Source organism: Kitasatospora terrestris (genome assembly GCF_039542905.1).
Taxonomy (GTDB): domain Bacteria; phylum Actinomycetota; class Actinomycetes; order Streptomycetales; family Streptomycetaceae; genus Kitasatospora; species Kitasatospora terrestris.
The window spans coordinates 5,982,568-5,998,937 of record NZ_BAABIS010000001.1 but is presented as its reverse complement, the minus strand read 5'-3'; the positions used below and the strand labels follow the sequence as shown (position 1 = coordinate 5,998,937).

Here is a 16,370-nt window from a genome sequence, read left to right as displayed (position 1 = left end):
CTCCGGGGACCGCGCCGCACGGCGGCAGTCCGCCGAGCGGCCCCGCCCGCCACCCCGCGCCTGCGGCCGCTCCGCGAAGCGGCAGGCAGCCGAAGGGAGGGCACCCCACCACACCCCGCCCGGAGGGCCACCCGCTCAGGCGGCCTTCCCCTCCGGGGAGCGCGCCGCACGGCGGCAGTGCACCGAGCGGGCGCCCGCCGGGCGCAGCGCGGGCCGCCCGCACGGGGCCGTCAGAACGGCCGGGCCGACCAGGGGCTGTCCGCCGGGCGCAGCGCGTCGAGGCCGCCCGTGGCGAGCGCCGCGTTGAGCGCCAGCACCCCGCTGACCATGGTCGGGCTCTGCAGTTCCCCCGCGAGGACCAGCCGGACCAGCTCGGCGAGCGGCACCCGGGCCGTCTCGATCTCCAGTTCCTCCCCGTGCGCGGCGTACCGCTCCTCCTCCGCCTCGGCGAGGTCGGTCGCCACGAACAGGCGCAGCGCCTCGTTCGAGCCGCCCGGCGAGGTGTAGAGGTCGACCAGGACCCGCCACTCACCGGCCTTGCAGTGCGCCTCCTCGTAGAGCTCCCGCTGGGCGGCGTGCAGCGGGTTCTCGCCGGGCACGTCCAGCAGGCCGGCCGGCAGCTCCCACAGGCGCCGCTTCACCGGGTGGCGGTACTGGCGGAGCACCAGCACGCGCTGGTCCGCGTCGAGGGCGAGCACCGCCACCGACCCGGGGTGCAGCTGGTAGTCGCGCCGCGCCCAGCTCCCGTCCGGCATCCGGACCTCCTCGGTCCGCACCCCGGTCACCCTGCCCTGGAACGGCGTGGATCCGTTCCGCTCCGGCCACTGCTCCGCCGTGTCCCGAACCTGCTCGGCCATGTCGCACCACTCCCCTTTTCGTCAGTACGACACAATCTACGCCACGCCGCGCCCGGAAACGCCGAACGGCGGCCGTGCGGAACACATCCGCACGACCGCCGCCCGACTGCCGGCAGGGGCTTACTGCTCGCCGGTCTTGATCTTGATGGCCGCCGCCACCAGACCCGCGAACAGCGGGTGCGGGCGGGTCGGGCGGGACTTCAGCTCCGGGTGCGCCTGGGTGGCGACCAGGTAGGGGTGCACCTCGCGCGGGTACTCGACGTACTCCACCAGGTCGCCCTTCGGGGACAGGCCGGAGAACTGCAGGCCGGTCTTCTCCAGGTCGGCGCGGTACGCGTTGTTGACCTCGTAGCGGTGGCGGTGGCGCTCCTCGACGTACTGCTCGCCGCCGTAGACCTCGCGCACGATCGAGCCCTCGGCGAGCTTCGCCGGGTAGAGGCCCAGGCGCATGGTGCCGCCCAGGTCGCCCTTGCCGTCGACGATCGCCAGCTGCTCGGCCATGGTCGAGATCACCGGGTACTTGGCGGCCGCGTCGAACTCGGTCGAGTTGGCCTCCGGCAGGCCCGCCAGGTTGCGCGCCGCCTCGATGACCACGCACTGCAGGCCCAGGCACAGGCCCAGCAGCGGGATGCGGTTCTCGCGGCCGTAGGTGATGGCGGCGACCTTGCCGTCCACACCGCGGTCGCCGAAGCCACCGGGGATGCAGATCGCGTCGACGTCGCCGAGCTGCTCCTGCGCGCCCTCGGGGGTCAGGCAGTCGTCGGAGGTGACCCACTTGATCTGGACCCGCGCGTTGTTGGCGAAGCCGCCGGCGCGCAGCGCCTCGGTGACCGACAGGTACGCGTCCGGCAGGTCGATGTACTTGCCGACCAGCGCGACCTTGACCTCGTGCTGCGGCTCGTGGACGCGGCGCAGCAGGTCGTCCCAGGTGGTCCAGTCGACGTCGCGGAACGCCAGGTCGAGGCGGCGCACCACGTACGCGTCCAGGCCCTCGCCGTGCAGCACCTTGGGGATGTCGTAGATCGACTTGGCGTCGATGGCCGCGACCACGGCCTCCTCGTCCACGTCGCACATCAGCGAGATCTTGCGCTTGATGGCCTGCGGGACCTCGCGGTCGGCGCGCAGCACGATCGCGTCCGGCTGGATGCCGATGTTGCGCAGCGCGGCGACGGAGTGCTGGGTGGGCTTGGTCTTCAGCTCGCCCGAGGGGCCGATGTACGGCAGCAGGGAGACGTGGACGAAGAAGACGTTGTCCCGGCCGACCTCGTGGCGGACCTGGCGGACCGCCTCCAGAAACGGCAGCGACTCGATGTCGCCGACGGTGCCGCCGACCTCGGTGATGACCACGTCGACGTCCTCGGTCGCCATCCGGCGGATCCGGGACTTGATCTCGTTGGTGATGTGCGGGATGACCTGGACGGTGTCGCCCAGGTACTCGCCGCGGCGCTCCTTGGCGATGACCGTCGAGTACACCTGGCCGGTGGTGACGTTCGCCGAGCCGTGCAGGTTGGTGTCGAGGAACCGCTCGTAGTGGCCGATGTCCAGGTCGGTCTCGGCGCCGTCGTCGGTGACGAAGACCTCACCGTGCTGGAACGGGTTCATCGTGCCCGGGTCCACGTTGAGGTACGGGTCGAGCTTCTGCATCGTCACGCGCAGGCCGCGTGCCTTGAGCAGGGCGCCGAGGCTGGAGGCGGTGAGCCCCTTGCCGAGCGAAGAGGCGACACCCCCGGTGACGAAGAGGTGCTTGGTCGTCACGGCGCGGCCGGAGGCCGACTTGCCGGAATGGGGCTGTGCCAAGAGGGGGCTCCCGTGGGTCGCGTGTCGAGGGTGACGCCGGTGGAGGGGCTGTCCGCCTGTCCTGCCCACCAGTCCACGGGATACCAGCGTATCAGTGCGACGGCGAGGAGGCGTCCGCGCGTGTCGCGGCGGGCCCCCTCGGGGCGGTCCGGGATGACCCGGAAGGATCATCTCCGGATGGTCCTTCCGGGCAACGCCGTATCCCCCGATTGGACCGATTATGTTCCGACTTTCCGCCAGGACGGCCGCACTGTGCGATCTCCGCGTGCCCCCGCCCCCGACGCCGGTTTATCCTGCACGGACGCCTCGCCGACGGCCCGGAGCGCCCGGCCCGGTTCCCGGGCTCCCCACTCCCCCTCCGAACGCCCGCCGTCGGGTAACCGAGCACCGACCGCGAACTGGAGAACCATGGCCGGCCGTATCGAGGACTACGCACTCATCGGAGACATGCAGACCGCCGCCCTGGTCAGCAGGGACGGCGCCGTCGACTGGATGTGCCTGCCGAGATTCGACTCCCCCGCGGTCTTCGCCGGGCTGCTGGGCACCGATGAGCACGGGTTCTGGCGGATCGGCCCCGCCGAGCCGGTCGACGCTCCCGCCGCGCCCCCGGCCCGGGACGGCGCTTTCACCGATCCGGGTGAGAGCCCGCAGCCCCCGGTCACCGCCGCCGCCCCCGCCGTGCCGTGCGACCGGCGCCGCTACCGCGGCGACTCGCTGATCCTCGAGCAGGAGTGGGACACCCAGGGCGGCAGCGTCCGGGTGATCGACTTCATGCCGCCGCGCCACCTGCTCGGCACCCCGGACGTCCCGCAGATGATCCGCATCGTCGAGGGCCTCAAGGGCCGGGTCCGGATGCGCTCCGCGGTCCGCATGCGCTTCTCCTACGGCCGGATCGTCCCCTGGGTGCACCGGGTCGAGCAGCCCGACGGCGGGCACCGCACGGTCGCCGTCGCCGGCCCCGACTCGGTCTGGCTCGACGGCGCGGCCGAGACGTACGGGCGCGACCTGACCACCTACGCCGACTTCACCGTCGGCGAGGGCGAGCGGATCACCTTCGGCCTCACCTGGAAGGCCTCGCACGAGCCGGCCCCCGCCCCGCCGGAGGCCGAGCGGGAGCTGGAGGCCACCGAGCGCTTCTGGCGCGAGTGGGTCGGCCAGTGCACCTACCAGGGCCCCTACCGGGAGGCCGTGGTCCGCTCCCTGATCACCCTCAAGGCGCTCACCTACGCCCCCACCGGCGGCATCGTCGCCGCCCCCACCACCTCGCTGCCCGAGGACCTCGGCGGCGAACGCAACTGGGACTACCGCTACACCTGGCTGCGGGACGCCGCGATCACCCTCTCCTCGCTGCTGCGCACCGGCTACCGCGAGGAGGCCCGCGCCTGGCGCGAGTGGCTGCTGCGCGCGGTGGCCGGCGACCCGGAGAACCTGCAGATCATGTACGGCATCGCGGGCGAGCGCGAGCTCACCGAGTCCTCGCTCGACTGGCTGCCGGGCTACGAGAACTCCAAGCCCGTCCGGATCGGCAACGGCGCCGCGGGCCAGCTCCAACTCGACGTCTACGGCGAGGTCGTGGAGGCCCTGCACCTCGCCCACATGACCGGCCTCGCCCGGCACGACCACGCGCACCACCTCCAGCTCAAGCTGATCGGCTACCTGGAGGAGCACTGGCGCAACCCCGACGAGGGCATCTGGGAGGTCCGCGGCCCGCGCCGGCACTTCGTCCACTCCAAGGTGATGGCCTGGGTCGCCGTGGACCGCACCATCAAGCTGATCGAGCAGACCAACGCCGAGGGCCCGCTGGAGCGCTGGCGCGAGCTGCGCGACGAGATCCACCGCGACGTCTGCGACCGGGGCTACGACCCCGGGCGCAACACCTTCACCCAGTACTACGGCAGCAAGGAACTGGACGCCTCGCTGCTGCTCATCCCGCAGGTCGGCTTCCTGCCCGCCGACGACAAGCGCGTGATCGGCACCATCGAGGCCATCCAGCGCGAACTGTCCACCGAGGACGGCTTCGTGCTGCGCTACCCCACCCACGACGAACAGGGCGTCAACGTCGACGGGCTCTCCGGCCACGAGGGCGCGTTCCTCGCCTGCTCGTTCTGGCTGGCCGACGACCTCGCCATGATCGGCCGGGTCGGCGAGGCCCGCGAACTGTTCGAGAAGCTGCTCTCGCTGCGCAACGACCTCGGCCTGCTCGCCGAGGAGTGGGACCCGCGCGCCAAGCGCCAGGTCGGCAACTTCCCGCAGGCCTTCAGCCACGTCCCGCTGATCGACACCGCCCTGCGCCTCACCGCCTGCGCCGGCGCCTACATGGCCGAACCCGTCACGGTCTGAACCACCGCCGTTCCCCGCGCCCCGGAAGGGGCTCGGGGAACGGCGGTGGCAGCCCCGCGAGCGGTGACGTCCTCAGCTCCCCGACCGCTGCACCAACTCGTCGTACGTCGACAGCACCTGGGCCACCGTCGCCGCCTCGTCCGGCCACGTGGTCGCCTGCTGCCGCCCCGCCTCCGCCAGCTCCCGCCGCCGACCCGGGTCTCCCAGCAGCTTCGCGACCGCGTCACCCAGCGCCCGGGCGTCCCCGAAGGGAACCAGCACCGCGGCGTCCCCCACCAGCTCCGGCACGCCGCCCACCGAGGTCGACACCACCGGCACCCCGGCGCGCATCGCCTCCTGCACCACCAGCGAGCGCGCCTCCCAGCGGCTGCTCACCACCACCACGTCCGCGGCGCCCAGCAGGTCCGGCACGTCCGTCCGGTAGCCGAGCAGTTCGACCGGCAGCTTCTCGACCGCGATCCGCTCCCGCAGCGCCGAGCGCTCCGGGCCGTCCCCGACGATCGCCACCAGCGGGTCCGCGGCGGTGAACCGGCCGACCGCGTCCAGCAGCAGGCCGAAGCACTTCTGCGCCACCAGCCGGCCGACGCCGAGCACCACCGGCTGCTCGGGCTCCGCGCCGAGCGCGGCCCGCGCCTCCTCCCGTCCGAGGGTGCCGGGCGGGATGGGCGGCGCGGCGACCGGTCCGAGCCGGGCGTCGGCGGCGCCCAGCTCCCGGGCCCGGGCGACCAGGTCCGAGGAGGCGCCGAGCACCAGGTCGGCGGTCCGCACCACCCGCTGCTCCATCAGCCGCTGCAGCCGCCGCTCCATGCCGGTGGCCAGCACCGCGTGGTGCGAGGTGACCACCAGGGGGGTCTGCGGGCGCAGTCCGGGGAAGCGGCCGGCCGTGCGCAGCGCCAGGTCGGAGAGCAGACCGGCGCGCATGCCGTGGGCGTGCACCACGTCGGCCCCGGTGAACGCCTTGCGCAGCTCGCCGATCGCGGTGGCGTCGCTGCGGGCGCCGGCGGTCGGGGCGATCTCGACGACGTGCAGCCGGGCGCCGGTCGCGGAGAAGCCGAACAGCTGGTCCGCGCCGTCCGGGGCACACACCGTCACCGAGACTCCGTGTGCGACCAACCCGTGTGCGAGGGACCGCACATGGGCGCCGATGCCGCCGGTGGCGGCGGCCATGACGAGGACCACGTGCAGTTGGGGTGCTGCGGTGGCCCGGGCGGCGGAATGCTCCACGTCGTCTCGCTCCGACTCGATCAAAAGCCAGTGTCCAGCCGCCACCATGCCAGGTCCGGCGGGTCCTTGGACAGTCGGCGTCGCCCGCGGGCGCGTCGCGCGGCACGTCGCGCCCCGCGCCCGCGGGCACTGTTACAGGTTCACCCCCGCGGCTTCACCCCGCGGCTCCATCCGGCAGCTCGACCCGACGGCTTCACCCCGCGCGCGAGGTGCGCGCCGCGGCGAGCAGTTCCTCGGCGTGCGCGCGGCCGAGTTCGGAGTCCTCCAGACCGGCCAGCATGCGGGAGAGTTCGCGGACCCGCTCCTCGTCGCTGAGCGTCTTGACGCCGCTGCGGGTGACGGTGCCGTCGTTGGTCTTCTCCACCACCAGGTGCCGGTCGGCGAAGGCGGCGACCTGCGGGAGGTGGGTGACCACCACGACCTGCGCGCTGCGGGCCAGCTTGGCCAGGCGCCGGCCGATCTCGACCGCCGCCTTGCCGCCGACGCCGGCGTCCACCTCGTCGAACAGGTAGGTGGGCACCGGGTCGGCGCCCGCGAACACGACCTCGACCGCGAGCATCACCCGGGAGAGCTCACCGCCCGAGGCGCCCTTGGCGATCGGCCGCGGCTGGGCACCGGGGTGCGGGGCGAGCAGCACCTCGACCTCGTCCACGCCGTGCGCGCCGTACGCGACGGCCCGGCCGTCCACCTCGATGCCTGACAGGTCGTCGACCTGGCTGATCGCGAAGCTCACCCGGGCGTGCGGCATGGCCAGTTCGGCCAGCTCGTCGGAGACCGCGGCGGCGAACTTGTCGGCGGCGGCCTGCCGGGCGGCCGACACCTCGGCGGCCAGGTCGCCCAGTTCGGCGCGCAGCGCGGTCTCCTGGGCGCCGAGCTCGTCGATCCGCTCGTCGTCGCCGTCGAGTTCGGCGAGCCGCAGCGCACCGGCCTCCGCCCAGGCGATCACCTCGGCGAGGGTGCCCTCGGGGCCCGCGTACTTGCGCAGCAGGTGCGACAGGACCGCCCGGCGGTCCTCGACCGCGGCGAGGCGGACCGGGTCGGCGTCCAGGTCGTCGGCGTACCCGGCGAGGTCGCCCGCCACGTCGGCGAGCAGGTAGCCGACCTCGTTCAGCCGGTCCGCGAGCGAGGCCAGCCGCTCGTCGTGGTGGCGGACCGCGTCCAACGCGCGGCGGGACTGGGCGAGCAGGGTGCCCGCGTCCACCGCCTCCGGGTCGGTCGGGTCGCCGGCCAGCGCGGCGTGCGCCAGCGTCGCGGCGGAGGACAGCGCGTCGGCGTGGCCCAGGCGCTCGGCCTCGGCGGCGAGCTCCACGTCCTCGCCGGCCACCGGCTCGGCGGCGGCGACCTCGTCCAGGCCGAAGCGCAGCAGGTCCGCCTCCTGGGCGCGCTCGCGCGCCCTGGTGGTCAGCTCCTCCAGGGTCGTCGACACCTCGCGCAGCCGCCGGTACACCTCGCGGTAGCGCGCCAGCGGCTCGGCGACCGCCTCGCCCGCGTACCGGTCCAGCGCGCCGCGCTGGCGGGACGGGCGCAGCAGCCGCTGCTGGTCGGTCTGGCCGTGCACGGCGATCAGGTCCTCGCCCAGCTCGGCGAGCAGGCCGACCGGGACGGAGCGCCCGCCGACGTGCGCGCGGGAGCGGCCCTCGGCGGAGACGGTCCGGCTGATCAGCAGCTCGCCGTCGTCGAGCTCGGCCCCCGCCTCGACCGCGCGGGCCACCGCGGGGCTGTCCGCGGACAGCGCGAGGCGGCCCTCCACCACGGCCCGGTCCGAGCCGTTGCGCACCAGCGCCGGGTCCGCCCGGCCGCCGAGCAGCAGCCCCAGGCTCGTCACCACCATGGTCTTGCCCGCACCGGTCTCACCGGTCACGGCGGTGAAGCCGGGCGCCAGCTCGACCACCGCGTCGTCGATGACGCCCAGATCCCGTATCCGCATCTCGTCCAACACGGTGACGACCTTACGAGGTTCCACCGTCGCTCCGCGACGACCACCGGTCCCACGAACCCATTTTCATCCCCACGGGACCCTCCCGGGCAGGCGGCCGCTACCCTCCGCCCCGCCGGAGGCCGGGGAGCCCGCGCCGCAGGCGCGGCCCGCCGCGGGGTCAGCCGGCCCGGCCCTCCGGTACGGTGCACCAGCGCAGGAAGAACTGCGCCAGCGGGCCGATCGCCAGCGCGTACAGCACCGTGCCGACGCCCACCGTGCCGCCCAGCAGCACCCCGGCGGTCAGCACCGTCGCCTCGATCAGCGTCCGCACCAGGCGGATCGAGCGGCCGGTGCGCCGGTGCAGGCCGGTCATGAGGCCGTCCCGCGGGCCGGGGCCGAGCCGGGCGCCGATGTACATCCCGGTGGCCAGGCCGTTGAGCAGCACGCCGGCGAGCAGCAGCGGCACCCGGACGGCCAGCGCGTGCTGGACCGGCACCACCGCCAGGGTGGTGTCCAGCGCCACCCCCAGCACCAGGACGTTCCCGACCGTCCCGACCCCGGGGCGCTGCCGCAGCGGGATCCACAGCAGCAGCACCAGCGCGCCGACGACCGTCATCCAGACGCCGACGCCCATCCCCAGGTGCCGGGAGAGCCCTTGGTGCAGGCTGTCCCAGGGGCTGCCGCCGAGCGAGGCCCGCAGGATCAGTCCGACGCTGGAGCCGTACAGCCACAGGCCGACCGCCAGCTGTCCGAGCCGCCGGCCGAGCCGCCGCCCCCTCCACTCGATCCCCGGCCGGGGCAGCACGTCGGTCGCCATGGCTGTCTCTCCTCACTTGCTCTGGTCCACGAACTGGACCCATCATGGGAAGTCCAATCAGGACTCCGACAGGTCCAATCACCCACAAGTGGACTGATTTCCCGATGAGCGACTGGCACAGCACCCTCACCCCGCCCGCCCTGGCCCGCCTGCTGGACGGCGCCCGCCTGCCGGACCTCCCCCGCCGCCCCGCCTACCGGGCGCTCGCCGACCGGATCGCCACCCTGGTCGCCGAGGGCCGGCTGCCGGTCGGCACCCGGCTGCCCGCCGAACGCGAACTGGCCGCCGAACTCGCCCTGAGCCGCACCACCGTCGCCGCCGGGTACGAGGCGCTGCGCGCCGAGGGCTACCTGCTGAGCCGCCGCGGTTCCGGCAGCTGGACGACCCTGCCCGAGGGCTCCCGCCCACCGGGCGACGCCCTGCACCCCGTCCCGCCGGACGAGCGCGAGAGCGTCCTCGACCTCGGCGTGGCCGCCCTGCCCGCCCCGCAGCCCTGGCTCGGCCGGGCGGCGGCCCGCGCCCTGGAGCTGCTGCCCGCCTACGCCGCCGGGCACGGCAACTACCCGACCGGGGTGCCGGTGCTGCGCGAGGCCGTCGCCCGCCGCTACACCGAGCGCGGCCTGCCGACCACCCCGGACCAGGTGCTGGTCACCACCGGCGCGATGAGCGCCCTCAACCTCGCGCAGCGCGCCCTGATCGGCCGCGGCGACCGGGTCGCCGTCGAGGCGCCCAGCTACGCGCACAGCCTGCAGTCGCTGCGGCTGGCCGGCGCCCGCCTGGTCCCGGTGCCGATGGCCGGCCCCGGCCGGCCCCGCTGGGACCTCGCCGAGTGGCAGCGCGTGCTGCGCGGCGCCGCACCCCGGCTCGCCTACACCATCCCGGACTTCCACAACCCGACCGGCGCCCTGATCGACGAGGACCAGCGCCGCGAACTGCTCGCCCACGCCCGCGCCGCCGGCACCGCCCTCCTGGTCGACGAGACCCCCGCCGAACTCGGCTGGGACACCCCGGAGTCGGAGCTCCCCCGGCCGCTGGCCGCGCTGGACCGCACCGCCCAGGTGGTCACCGCCGGCTCCGCGGCGAAGCTGCTGTGGGGCGGCCTGCGGATCGGCTGGCTGCGCGCCGCCCCCGCCCTGGTCCGGCAGCTGGCCGAGACCCGGGCGTTCAGCGACATCGGCACCCCGGTGCTCGACCAGCTGATCGCCGCCGTCCTGCTCACCGACGACCTGGCGGAGGTCCGCGCCCACCAGCACGAGCGGCTGCGCTCCAGCGCCCGCGCCCTCGCCGCCGAACTCCACCGGCAGCTGCCCGACTGGCGGTTCACCATGCCGCCGGGCGGCCTGGCGCTGTGGGTGGGCACCGCCGGGGTCTCCGGCGGCGCCCTGGCCCGGGCCGGCGAGCGGGTCGGCGTCCGCCTCGCGGCGGGCACCCGGTTCGGCGTCGACGGCGCGTTCGAGAACTACCTGCGGATCCCGCTCACCGTCCCGCCGGCCGGCGCCGAGGCGGCCGTCGCCCGGCTCGTCGCCGCCGCCGACCTGGCCGCCACCGGCCGCTGGTCACCGCTGGACGACACCTCGCCGCTCGCCGTCTGACACCGGCCGGGCACAGCCGCCGGCGCTTCCCGTACGCCGTGCGCCCGGACACCGGCCCGGCACAGCCGCCGGTGCTTCCCGTACGCCGTGCGCCCGGGCACCGGCCGGGCCGGTCGTCAGCGCTTCCCGTACGCCACCAGCTCGGGCACCAGCTCGGCCGGCGAGGGCAGCGCGGCGATCTCCGCCCGGACACCCGCCGCGGCCTTGCGCAGGCCCTCGTCGGTGAGCAGCCGCTCCAGCAGCGCGCTGTCCACCTCCTCGGAGCTCGACCGCAGCCCGATGCCCTGGTCGGCGACCACACCGGCGTTGACGAACTGGTTGGCGCCCTGCGGCAGCACCAGCTGCGGCAGCCCGGCCGCCGCCGACGTCCACGTCGACCCGTCCCCGCCGTGGTGCACGATCGCGTCGACCCCGCCCACCAGCACCGACAGCGGCACCCACGGCAGCGGACGGACGTTGGCCGGCAGCTCGCCCAGCATCGCCAGGTCCGCCTCGCCGACCGCCAGCAGGAAGTCCGCGTCCACCGCGGCCGCCTGCCGCACCAACCCGGTGATCGCCCGGACGCCGTCCCACTCGGTCAGCACGGTGCCCAGCGTCACCACCACCTTCGGACGCCCGCCCGCTCCGCCGAGCTGCTCGACCGGCACCACCCCGCCGCCGTTGTACGGCACGTACCGGCTGCGCCAGCCCGTCCCGTCACCGCCCAGCGAGGCGGGCAGCACGTCCAGCACCCGGCCCACCGCCGGACCGGACACGCCGTGCTCCCGGTACTCGTCGGCGAACTGCTCGGCCAGCATCCCCACCATGGCCGCCGTCGGCATCGCACCGAAGTTGTGCACCACCGTCGGGATCCCGAGCTTCGCCGCGACCAGCGGCGCGGCCGCCTGGAACGGCGCGTGCACCAGCACGTCCGGCTGCCACGCCTCGGCCACCCGCAGCAGCGCCGGCACCGTCACCCGGGCGTGCAGGGCGAAGCCGATCGCCGCGAGCCGGAAGGTCTCCTCGTCCGACCGGCCGTTGGAAACGAACTCCACGCCCTCCTCGCGCATCCGCGCGAAGTGGTCGCCCAGCGTGCCGCCGTCACCGACGTCCACCACCGGGATGCCGGTGTTGCGCAGGAAGTCCAGCGGCGCCGAGCCCGCGAACAGGACCTCGTGCCCCGCCGCCAGCAGCGCGTGCGCCGTCGGCACCATCGGGAACAGGTGACCGGCCGCGGCCGGACCGGTGAAAAGGAAACGCATCGGTGTCAGTCCTCATTCGACGGAGGGAAACGCCAGCGCCCCCTCCAACGACACTGACGCTCCGTCAAGTTCCGTCCGAAGCACCCGGGTTCCGGAACCCGGCCGCCCACTTCAGTGGGTGTCCGTGCGCCCCCGCCAACCGGTCACCGGCAGCGCGAACTTCGCCACCAACCGGTCCGTGAACGGCGCCCGGTGCAGCCGCGCGAGCCGCACCGGCGTCTTCCCCCGGCGCACCTCCACCCGCGCCCCGGCCGGCAGCTCCACCGACCGGCGGCCGTCGCACCACAGCACCCCGTGCGGCGTCTTCGGCTGCACCTCCACCGCCAGCACCGAGTCCGGCGAGGTCACCAGCGGCCGCGCGAACAGCGCGTGCGCACTGATCGGCACCATCAGCAGCGCCTCCACCTCCGGCCACACCACCGGCCCGCCGCCCGAGAACGCGTACGCCGTCGACCCGGTCGGCGTGGACAGCACCACCCCGTCGCAGCCGAAGTTCGACACCGGACGGCCGTCCACCTCGGTGACCACCTCCAGCATCCGCTCCCGCGACGCCTTCTCGATCGACGCCTCGTTCAGCGCCCAGTCCTCGTGCACCACATCGCCGTTGGTGCGCACCAGGACGTCGACCGTCATCCGCTCCTCGACCTCGTAGTCGGCGTCCACCACCCGCTCGACCACCACCGCCAGGTCGTCCCGCTCCGCCTCCGCGAGGAACCCCACCCGGCCCAGGTTGATGCCCAGCATCGGCAGCCCCGACTCCCGGGCCAGCTCCGCACCGCGCAGCAGCGTCCCGTCCCCGCCCGCGACCAGGATCAGCTCGCAGCCGTCCGCCGCGCCGTGCCCGCCACCGACCAGCTCGACGCCCTCCGGCAGATCCAGCCCCACCGCCTCGGCGGCCAACAGCCGGATCCTGATCCCGGCCTTCAGCAGGCCGTGCACCAGGCCCTCGACGCTGCGCAGCGCCGCCTCCCGCCCCGTGTGCGCGATCAGAAAGACCGTACGAACGTCACTCATCAGCCCGCTGCCCTCTCCCTACGCCTGCCGGTCCCGCCACACGGCGACCCGGTCGAGCCGCCAGTCAGTCTGCGCGGCGGTCGGACGCCTGCCAAGTAGCCTAAGTCCTCCGCCGCGGCCGACCGCTACTGCGGGCCCTGTGCCACCGCCCGGTCCGCGTCCGCCGGATCCAGCCGCTCCGCACCCCGGCGCAGCCACAGGAAGTACTCCACGTTCCCCGACGGGCCCGGCAGCGGGCTCGCCGTCACCGCCACCACCCCCAGACCCAGCGCCCACGCCTGGTCCGCCACCTGCCGGACGGTCTCCGCCCGCAGCTCCGGGCTGCGCACCACACCGCCGCTGCCCAGACGCTCCTTGCCGATCTCGAACTGCGGCTTGACCATCATCACCAGGTCCGCGTCCGGCGCGCAGCAGCCCACCAGCGCCGGCAGCACCAGGCCCAGCGAGATGAACGACAGGTCGCCCACCACCAGGTCCACCGGCCCGCCGGTCTGCTCCGGCGTGAGCTCCCGGACGTTGGTGCGGTCCATCACGGTCACCCGCTCGTCGCTCTGCAGCGACCACGCCAGCTGCCCGTAGCCGACGTCCACCGCCAGCACGTGCGCCGCGCCCGCGCGCAGCAGCACGTCGGTGAACCCGCCGGTCGACGCACCCGCGTCCAGCGCCCGGCGCCCCTCCACCAGCAGCCCCTGCGGCACGAACGCCGCGAACGCCCCCGCCAGCTTGTGGCCGCCCCGCGACACGTACTCCGGGTCGCTGTCGTCCTTCGCCACCACCACCGCCGCCGACGTCTCCACCTGGGTCGCCGGCTTGGTCGCCGTGGTACCGCCGACCGTCACCCGGCCCGCCGCGATCAACTCGCTCGCGTGCTCGCGCGACCGGGCCAACTTGCGACGGACCAGCTCCGCGTCGAGACGGCGTCGTGCCACTGCCACTGGGGAACTCAGCTCCTACGAAGAATCACTCGCTGTCGAGGGCGGCCAGGGACTCGGACAGCCGCCGGTGAACATCTTCGTACACCTCGACCCGCGCCTGCGTGTCCACCCCGTCCAGCTCCTCCAGCCGGGCCAGCGCGTCGTCCACCCCCGGATGGCCGGTCGGCTCCAGCTCAGCCATCGGAACCGCTCCCCTTCGCACTGCTGCTGCGCCGCACCACGGTGGTCTTCTTCGCCGACGTCTTCCGCGCGGTGCCCGCCGCCGCGGTCTTCTTCACCGCGACCTTCCTGGCCGCCGCCTTCTTCGCCGTACCCGCGGACGCGGACGCCGTCTTCTTCGCCGTGGTCTTCTTCGCCGTGGTCTTCTTCGCCGCACCCGCGGACGCGGACGCGGTCTTCTTCGCCGCCGCCTTCTTCGCCGTACCCGCGGACGCCGTCTTCTTCGCCGTGCTCTTCTTCGCCGTGGCCTTCTCGGCCGCCCCGCCCGTCGCCGGAGTGCTCCCCTTCGCGGCCGCCTTCCTCGGCGCGGCCCTCTCCGGCGCCACCGGTGCCGCCGACGGCACGTCCTCCGGCTCCGGCTCGGCCCACTCCTCCGCGTCCCAGCCGTTGCCCGGCTCGGACTCGTAGGCCGGTGCCTCCGCCTCCCAGCCCGCCTGGAACAGCCCGCCCGCCCGGCTCTCCGGCTTCGCCGGCGCCGGCTCTTCCTCCTCGACCTCCCGCAGCTTCGACTCCAGGAAGCTGAGCACCACGCCCACCTTCACCACCTGGTCGCCGACCTTCTCGAAGACCCGCTCCACCTCGCTGCGCGCCACCCCGGTCACCAGGTCGATCCCGGCCCGGCCCGCGGTCACCGCCTCCCCGGCGAGCGTCCGCAGCTCCTCCGGCGACGTCGGGAACGGCCCGCCCAGCCGCCGCTCCAGCTCCGCCACGTCCACCCCGCCGCGCGCCAGCAGCCCCTCCGCCGCCCCCAGCGCCCGCCGCCCCGCCTCCTCGGCGAGCTCCGCGGCGACCACCACCACGCCCCGCACCGCATCCCGCAGCATCCCTGTGCCTCCTCGCTCGCGCCGTGCACCGGACTTCCCGACACCCGACGCTACCCCCAACCCCCGCCCGCCCGCCGCAGCTCGGCCCTCCGACTCCGCCAACCGCTGCGCTAGCGTGGACCGGACGAGTACCCGCCCGCACCAGGAGCCCCACCGCCATGGCCACCATCGAGGAGTGCCGCACGGCACTGGAGCAGCTCAGCCACAACCTCGCCGGCTCCACCGGCGACGTCCGCAAGGCGGCCGACCTCGACCGCTCGCTGACCTGTCACCTCACCGACCTCGACCTGACGTTCACCGGCCGCCTGCGCGACGGCCGGATCACCGACGTCACCGAGGCCCCCGGCAGGCCCGCCACCAAGGCCGACATCCGGCTCACCATGAGCGGCGACGACCTGGTCGCCCTGGTCGGCGGCAGGCTCAACTTCGCCTCCGCCTGGGCCGCCGGACGGGTCCGCCTCGAAGCCGGCTTCCGCGACCTGCTCCGCCTGCGGACCCTCCTCTAGCCCCGGGGCTTACGGCCCCGGCGCGTACGGCCCGGGCCTACAGCGCCAGCTCGGCCAGCGCCTTCCGCCCGTCCGGCGCCGCCCCCGTCACGTCCAGCGCCGACCAGGCGGCGCCGCACAGCGCCCGCAGACCGTCCCAGCGCTCCCCCGCGCCCTCCAGCCGCAGCGCACCGTCCACCACCGACGCCGACCAGCCGCCGCAGCCGAACGCCCCACCGCCCAGCGCCACCACCTCCGGCTGCGCCTCCAACAACCCGCGCAGGTCCTCCGCCAGGTACGTCGGCCGGTGCTCCACCGGCGCCGACAGCAGCATCGCCGGGGTCGTCACCCCCGTGAACACCAGCAGGCTGTCCACCCCGCCGTTGAACGCGCCCTCGATGTCCGTGTCCAACCGGTCACCGACCACCAGCGGCCGCCGCGCACCCGTACGGATCACCGTCTCCCGGTGCATCGGCGGCAGCGGCTTGCCCGCCACCTCCGGCTCCGCCCCGGTCGCCGCCCGCACCGCCGCCACCAGCGTCCCGTTGCCCGGCGCGATGCCCCGCGCCGTCGGAATCGACATGTCGGTGTTGGACGCCACCCACGGCAGCCCCCGGCCCACCGCGTACGAGGCCTCCGCCAGGTCCGCCCAGCCGATCGTCGGGTCGTAGCCCTGCACCACCGCCGCCGGGTCCTCGTCCAGCGAACGCACCGGCACCAGACCGCGCTCGACCAGCGCCTCCTCCAGCCCCGCGCCGCCGACCACCAGCACCTTCGACCCGGCCGGCACCCGCTCCGACACCAGCCGCGCCGCCGCCTGCGCCGAGTTGATCACGTCCTCCGGCTCGGCCGGCACACCCAGCTCCGACAGGTGCGCCGCCACCACCCGCGGCGGCCGCGAGGCGTTGTTGGTGACGTACGCCAGCCGCATCCCCGCGGCCCGCGCCACCGCCAACGACTCCACCGCGTGCTCGATCGCGGCCGGGCCGGCGTACACCACCCCGTCCAGATCCAACAGCGCGGTGTCGTACGCCCCGGTCAGCGGACGGTCGCAACCGCCCGGCGCGACCCGGGACCCTCCGGCGGCGCCCTGCGTCATCCCTCTTC

At 74.6% G+C, this 16,370-nt stretch carries 14 protein-coding genes; 3 read left to right on the top strand and 11 right to left on the bottom strand.

Going from position 1 to position 16,370, the window contains the following annotated elements:
* Nucleotides 1-230: 230 nt before the first annotated feature.
* Both ABEB06_RS27525 and pyrG read right to left on the bottom strand, forming a co-directional pair.
* The gene (locus ABEB06_RS27525) at nucleotides 231-857 is read right to left on the bottom strand and encodes an NUDIX domain-containing protein (protein ID WP_345699580.1); all 627 of its coding nucleotides are present in this window, start codon (nucleotides 855-857) and stop codon (nucleotides 231-233) included.
* Nucleotides 858-977: 120 nt separating this feature from the next.
* Nucleotides 978-2,654, bottom strand: a complete 1,677-nt coding sequence (pyrG, locus tag ABEB06_RS27520) for a CTP synthase (protein ID WP_345699579.1) — start codon at nucleotides 2,652-2,654, stop codon at nucleotides 978-980.
* 408 nt (nucleotides 2,655-3,062) lie between these two features.
* Between pyrG and ABEB06_RS27515 the strand changes: the two genes are divergently transcribed.
* Nucleotides 3,063-4,994, top strand: coding sequence for a glycoside hydrolase family 15 protein (locus tag ABEB06_RS27515; protein ID WP_345699578.1), 1,932 nt, complete (start codon nucleotides 3,063-3,065; stop codon nucleotides 4,992-4,994).
* Nucleotides 4,995-5,066: 72 nt separating this feature from the next.
* On the opposite strand, the gene ABEB06_RS27510 is transcribed toward ABEB06_RS27515, so the two are convergent.
* The 3 genes from ABEB06_RS27510 to yczE form a co-directional block, all read right to left on the bottom strand.
* Entirely contained in the window at nucleotides 5,067-6,218 is a 1,152-nt protein-coding gene (locus tag ABEB06_RS27510) for a glycosyltransferase family 4 protein (RefSeq protein WP_345699577.1), read from the bottom strand.
* A 193-nt stretch (nucleotides 6,219-6,411) separates the two neighbouring features.
* The gene (recN, locus tag ABEB06_RS27505; protein ID WP_345702006.1) at nucleotides 6,412-8,145 is read right to left on the bottom strand and encodes a DNA repair protein RecN; all 1,734 of its coding nucleotides are present in this window, start codon (nucleotides 8,143-8,145) and stop codon (nucleotides 6,412-6,414) included.
* Nucleotides 8,146-8,314: 169 nt separating this feature from the next.
* On the bottom strand, nucleotides 8,315-8,953 hold the full coding sequence (yczE, locus tag ABEB06_RS27500) for a membrane protein YczE (RefSeq protein ID WP_345699576.1): 639 nt from the start codon (nucleotides 8,951-8,953) through the stop codon (nucleotides 8,315-8,317).
* A gap of 104 nt (nucleotides 8,954-9,057) precedes the next feature.
* Here yczE and yczR point away from each other — a divergent pair, with 104 nt between their 5' ends.
* Entirely contained in the window at nucleotides 9,058-10,545 is a 1,488-nt protein-coding gene (yczR, locus tag ABEB06_RS27495) for a MocR-like transcription factor YczR (protein ID WP_345699575.1), read from the top strand.
* Between the two features lie 116 nt (nucleotides 10,546-10,661).
* Here yczR and ABEB06_RS27490 read toward each other — a convergent pair whose 3' ends face one another.
* From ABEB06_RS27490 to ABEB06_RS27470, 5 genes are all read right to left on the bottom strand, one after another.
* Nucleotides 10,662-11,786: a glycosyltransferase gene (locus tag ABEB06_RS27490; RefSeq protein WP_345699574.1), complete on the bottom strand. Its 1,125-nt coding sequence runs from the start codon at nucleotides 11,784-11,786 to the stop codon at nucleotides 10,662-10,664.
* A 111-nt stretch (nucleotides 11,787-11,897) separates the two neighbouring features.
* Nucleotides 11,898-12,800: an NAD kinase gene (locus ABEB06_RS27485; protein ID WP_345699573.1), complete on the bottom strand. Its 903-nt coding sequence runs from the start codon at nucleotides 12,798-12,800 to the stop codon at nucleotides 11,898-11,900.
* 125 nt (nucleotides 12,801-12,925) lie between these two features.
* Nucleotides 12,926-13,729, bottom strand: coding sequence for a TlyA family RNA methyltransferase (locus ABEB06_RS27480; protein WP_345699572.1), 804 nt, complete (start codon nucleotides 13,727-13,729; stop codon nucleotides 12,926-12,928).
* 31 nt (nucleotides 13,730-13,760) lie between these two features.
* Entirely contained in the window at nucleotides 13,761-13,916 is a 156-nt protein-coding gene (locus ABEB06_RS27475) for a hypothetical protein (protein ID WP_345699571.1), read from the bottom strand.
* Nucleotides 13,909-14,778 carry a hypothetical protein gene (locus tag ABEB06_RS27470; RefSeq protein WP_345699570.1) on the bottom strand — a complete coding sequence of 290 codons (870 nt, stop codon included), beginning with the start codon at nucleotides 14,776-14,778 and terminating at the stop codon, nucleotides 13,909-13,911. The genes ABEB06_RS27475 and ABEB06_RS27470 overlap by 8 nt, the downstream gene beginning before the upstream one ends.
* A 158-nt stretch (nucleotides 14,779-14,936) precedes the next feature.
* Here ABEB06_RS27470 and ABEB06_RS27465 point away from each other — a divergent pair, with 158 nt between their 5' ends.
* Complete coding sequence (locus ABEB06_RS27465) at nucleotides 14,937-15,284, top strand: alkyl sulfatase C-terminal domain-containing protein (protein WP_345699569.1); 348 nt, start codon at nucleotides 14,937-14,939, stop codon at nucleotides 15,282-15,284.
* Nucleotides 15,285-15,321: 37 nt separating this feature from the next.
* Here the strand turns inward: ABEB06_RS27465 and ABEB06_RS27460 are convergent, their stop codons facing one another.
* On the bottom strand, nucleotides 15,322-16,362 hold the full coding sequence (locus tag ABEB06_RS27460) for an HAD-IIA family hydrolase (protein WP_345699568.1): 1,041 nt from the start codon (nucleotides 16,360-16,362) through the stop codon (nucleotides 15,322-15,324).
* Between the last annotated feature and the right edge of the window lie 8 nt (nucleotides 16,363-16,370).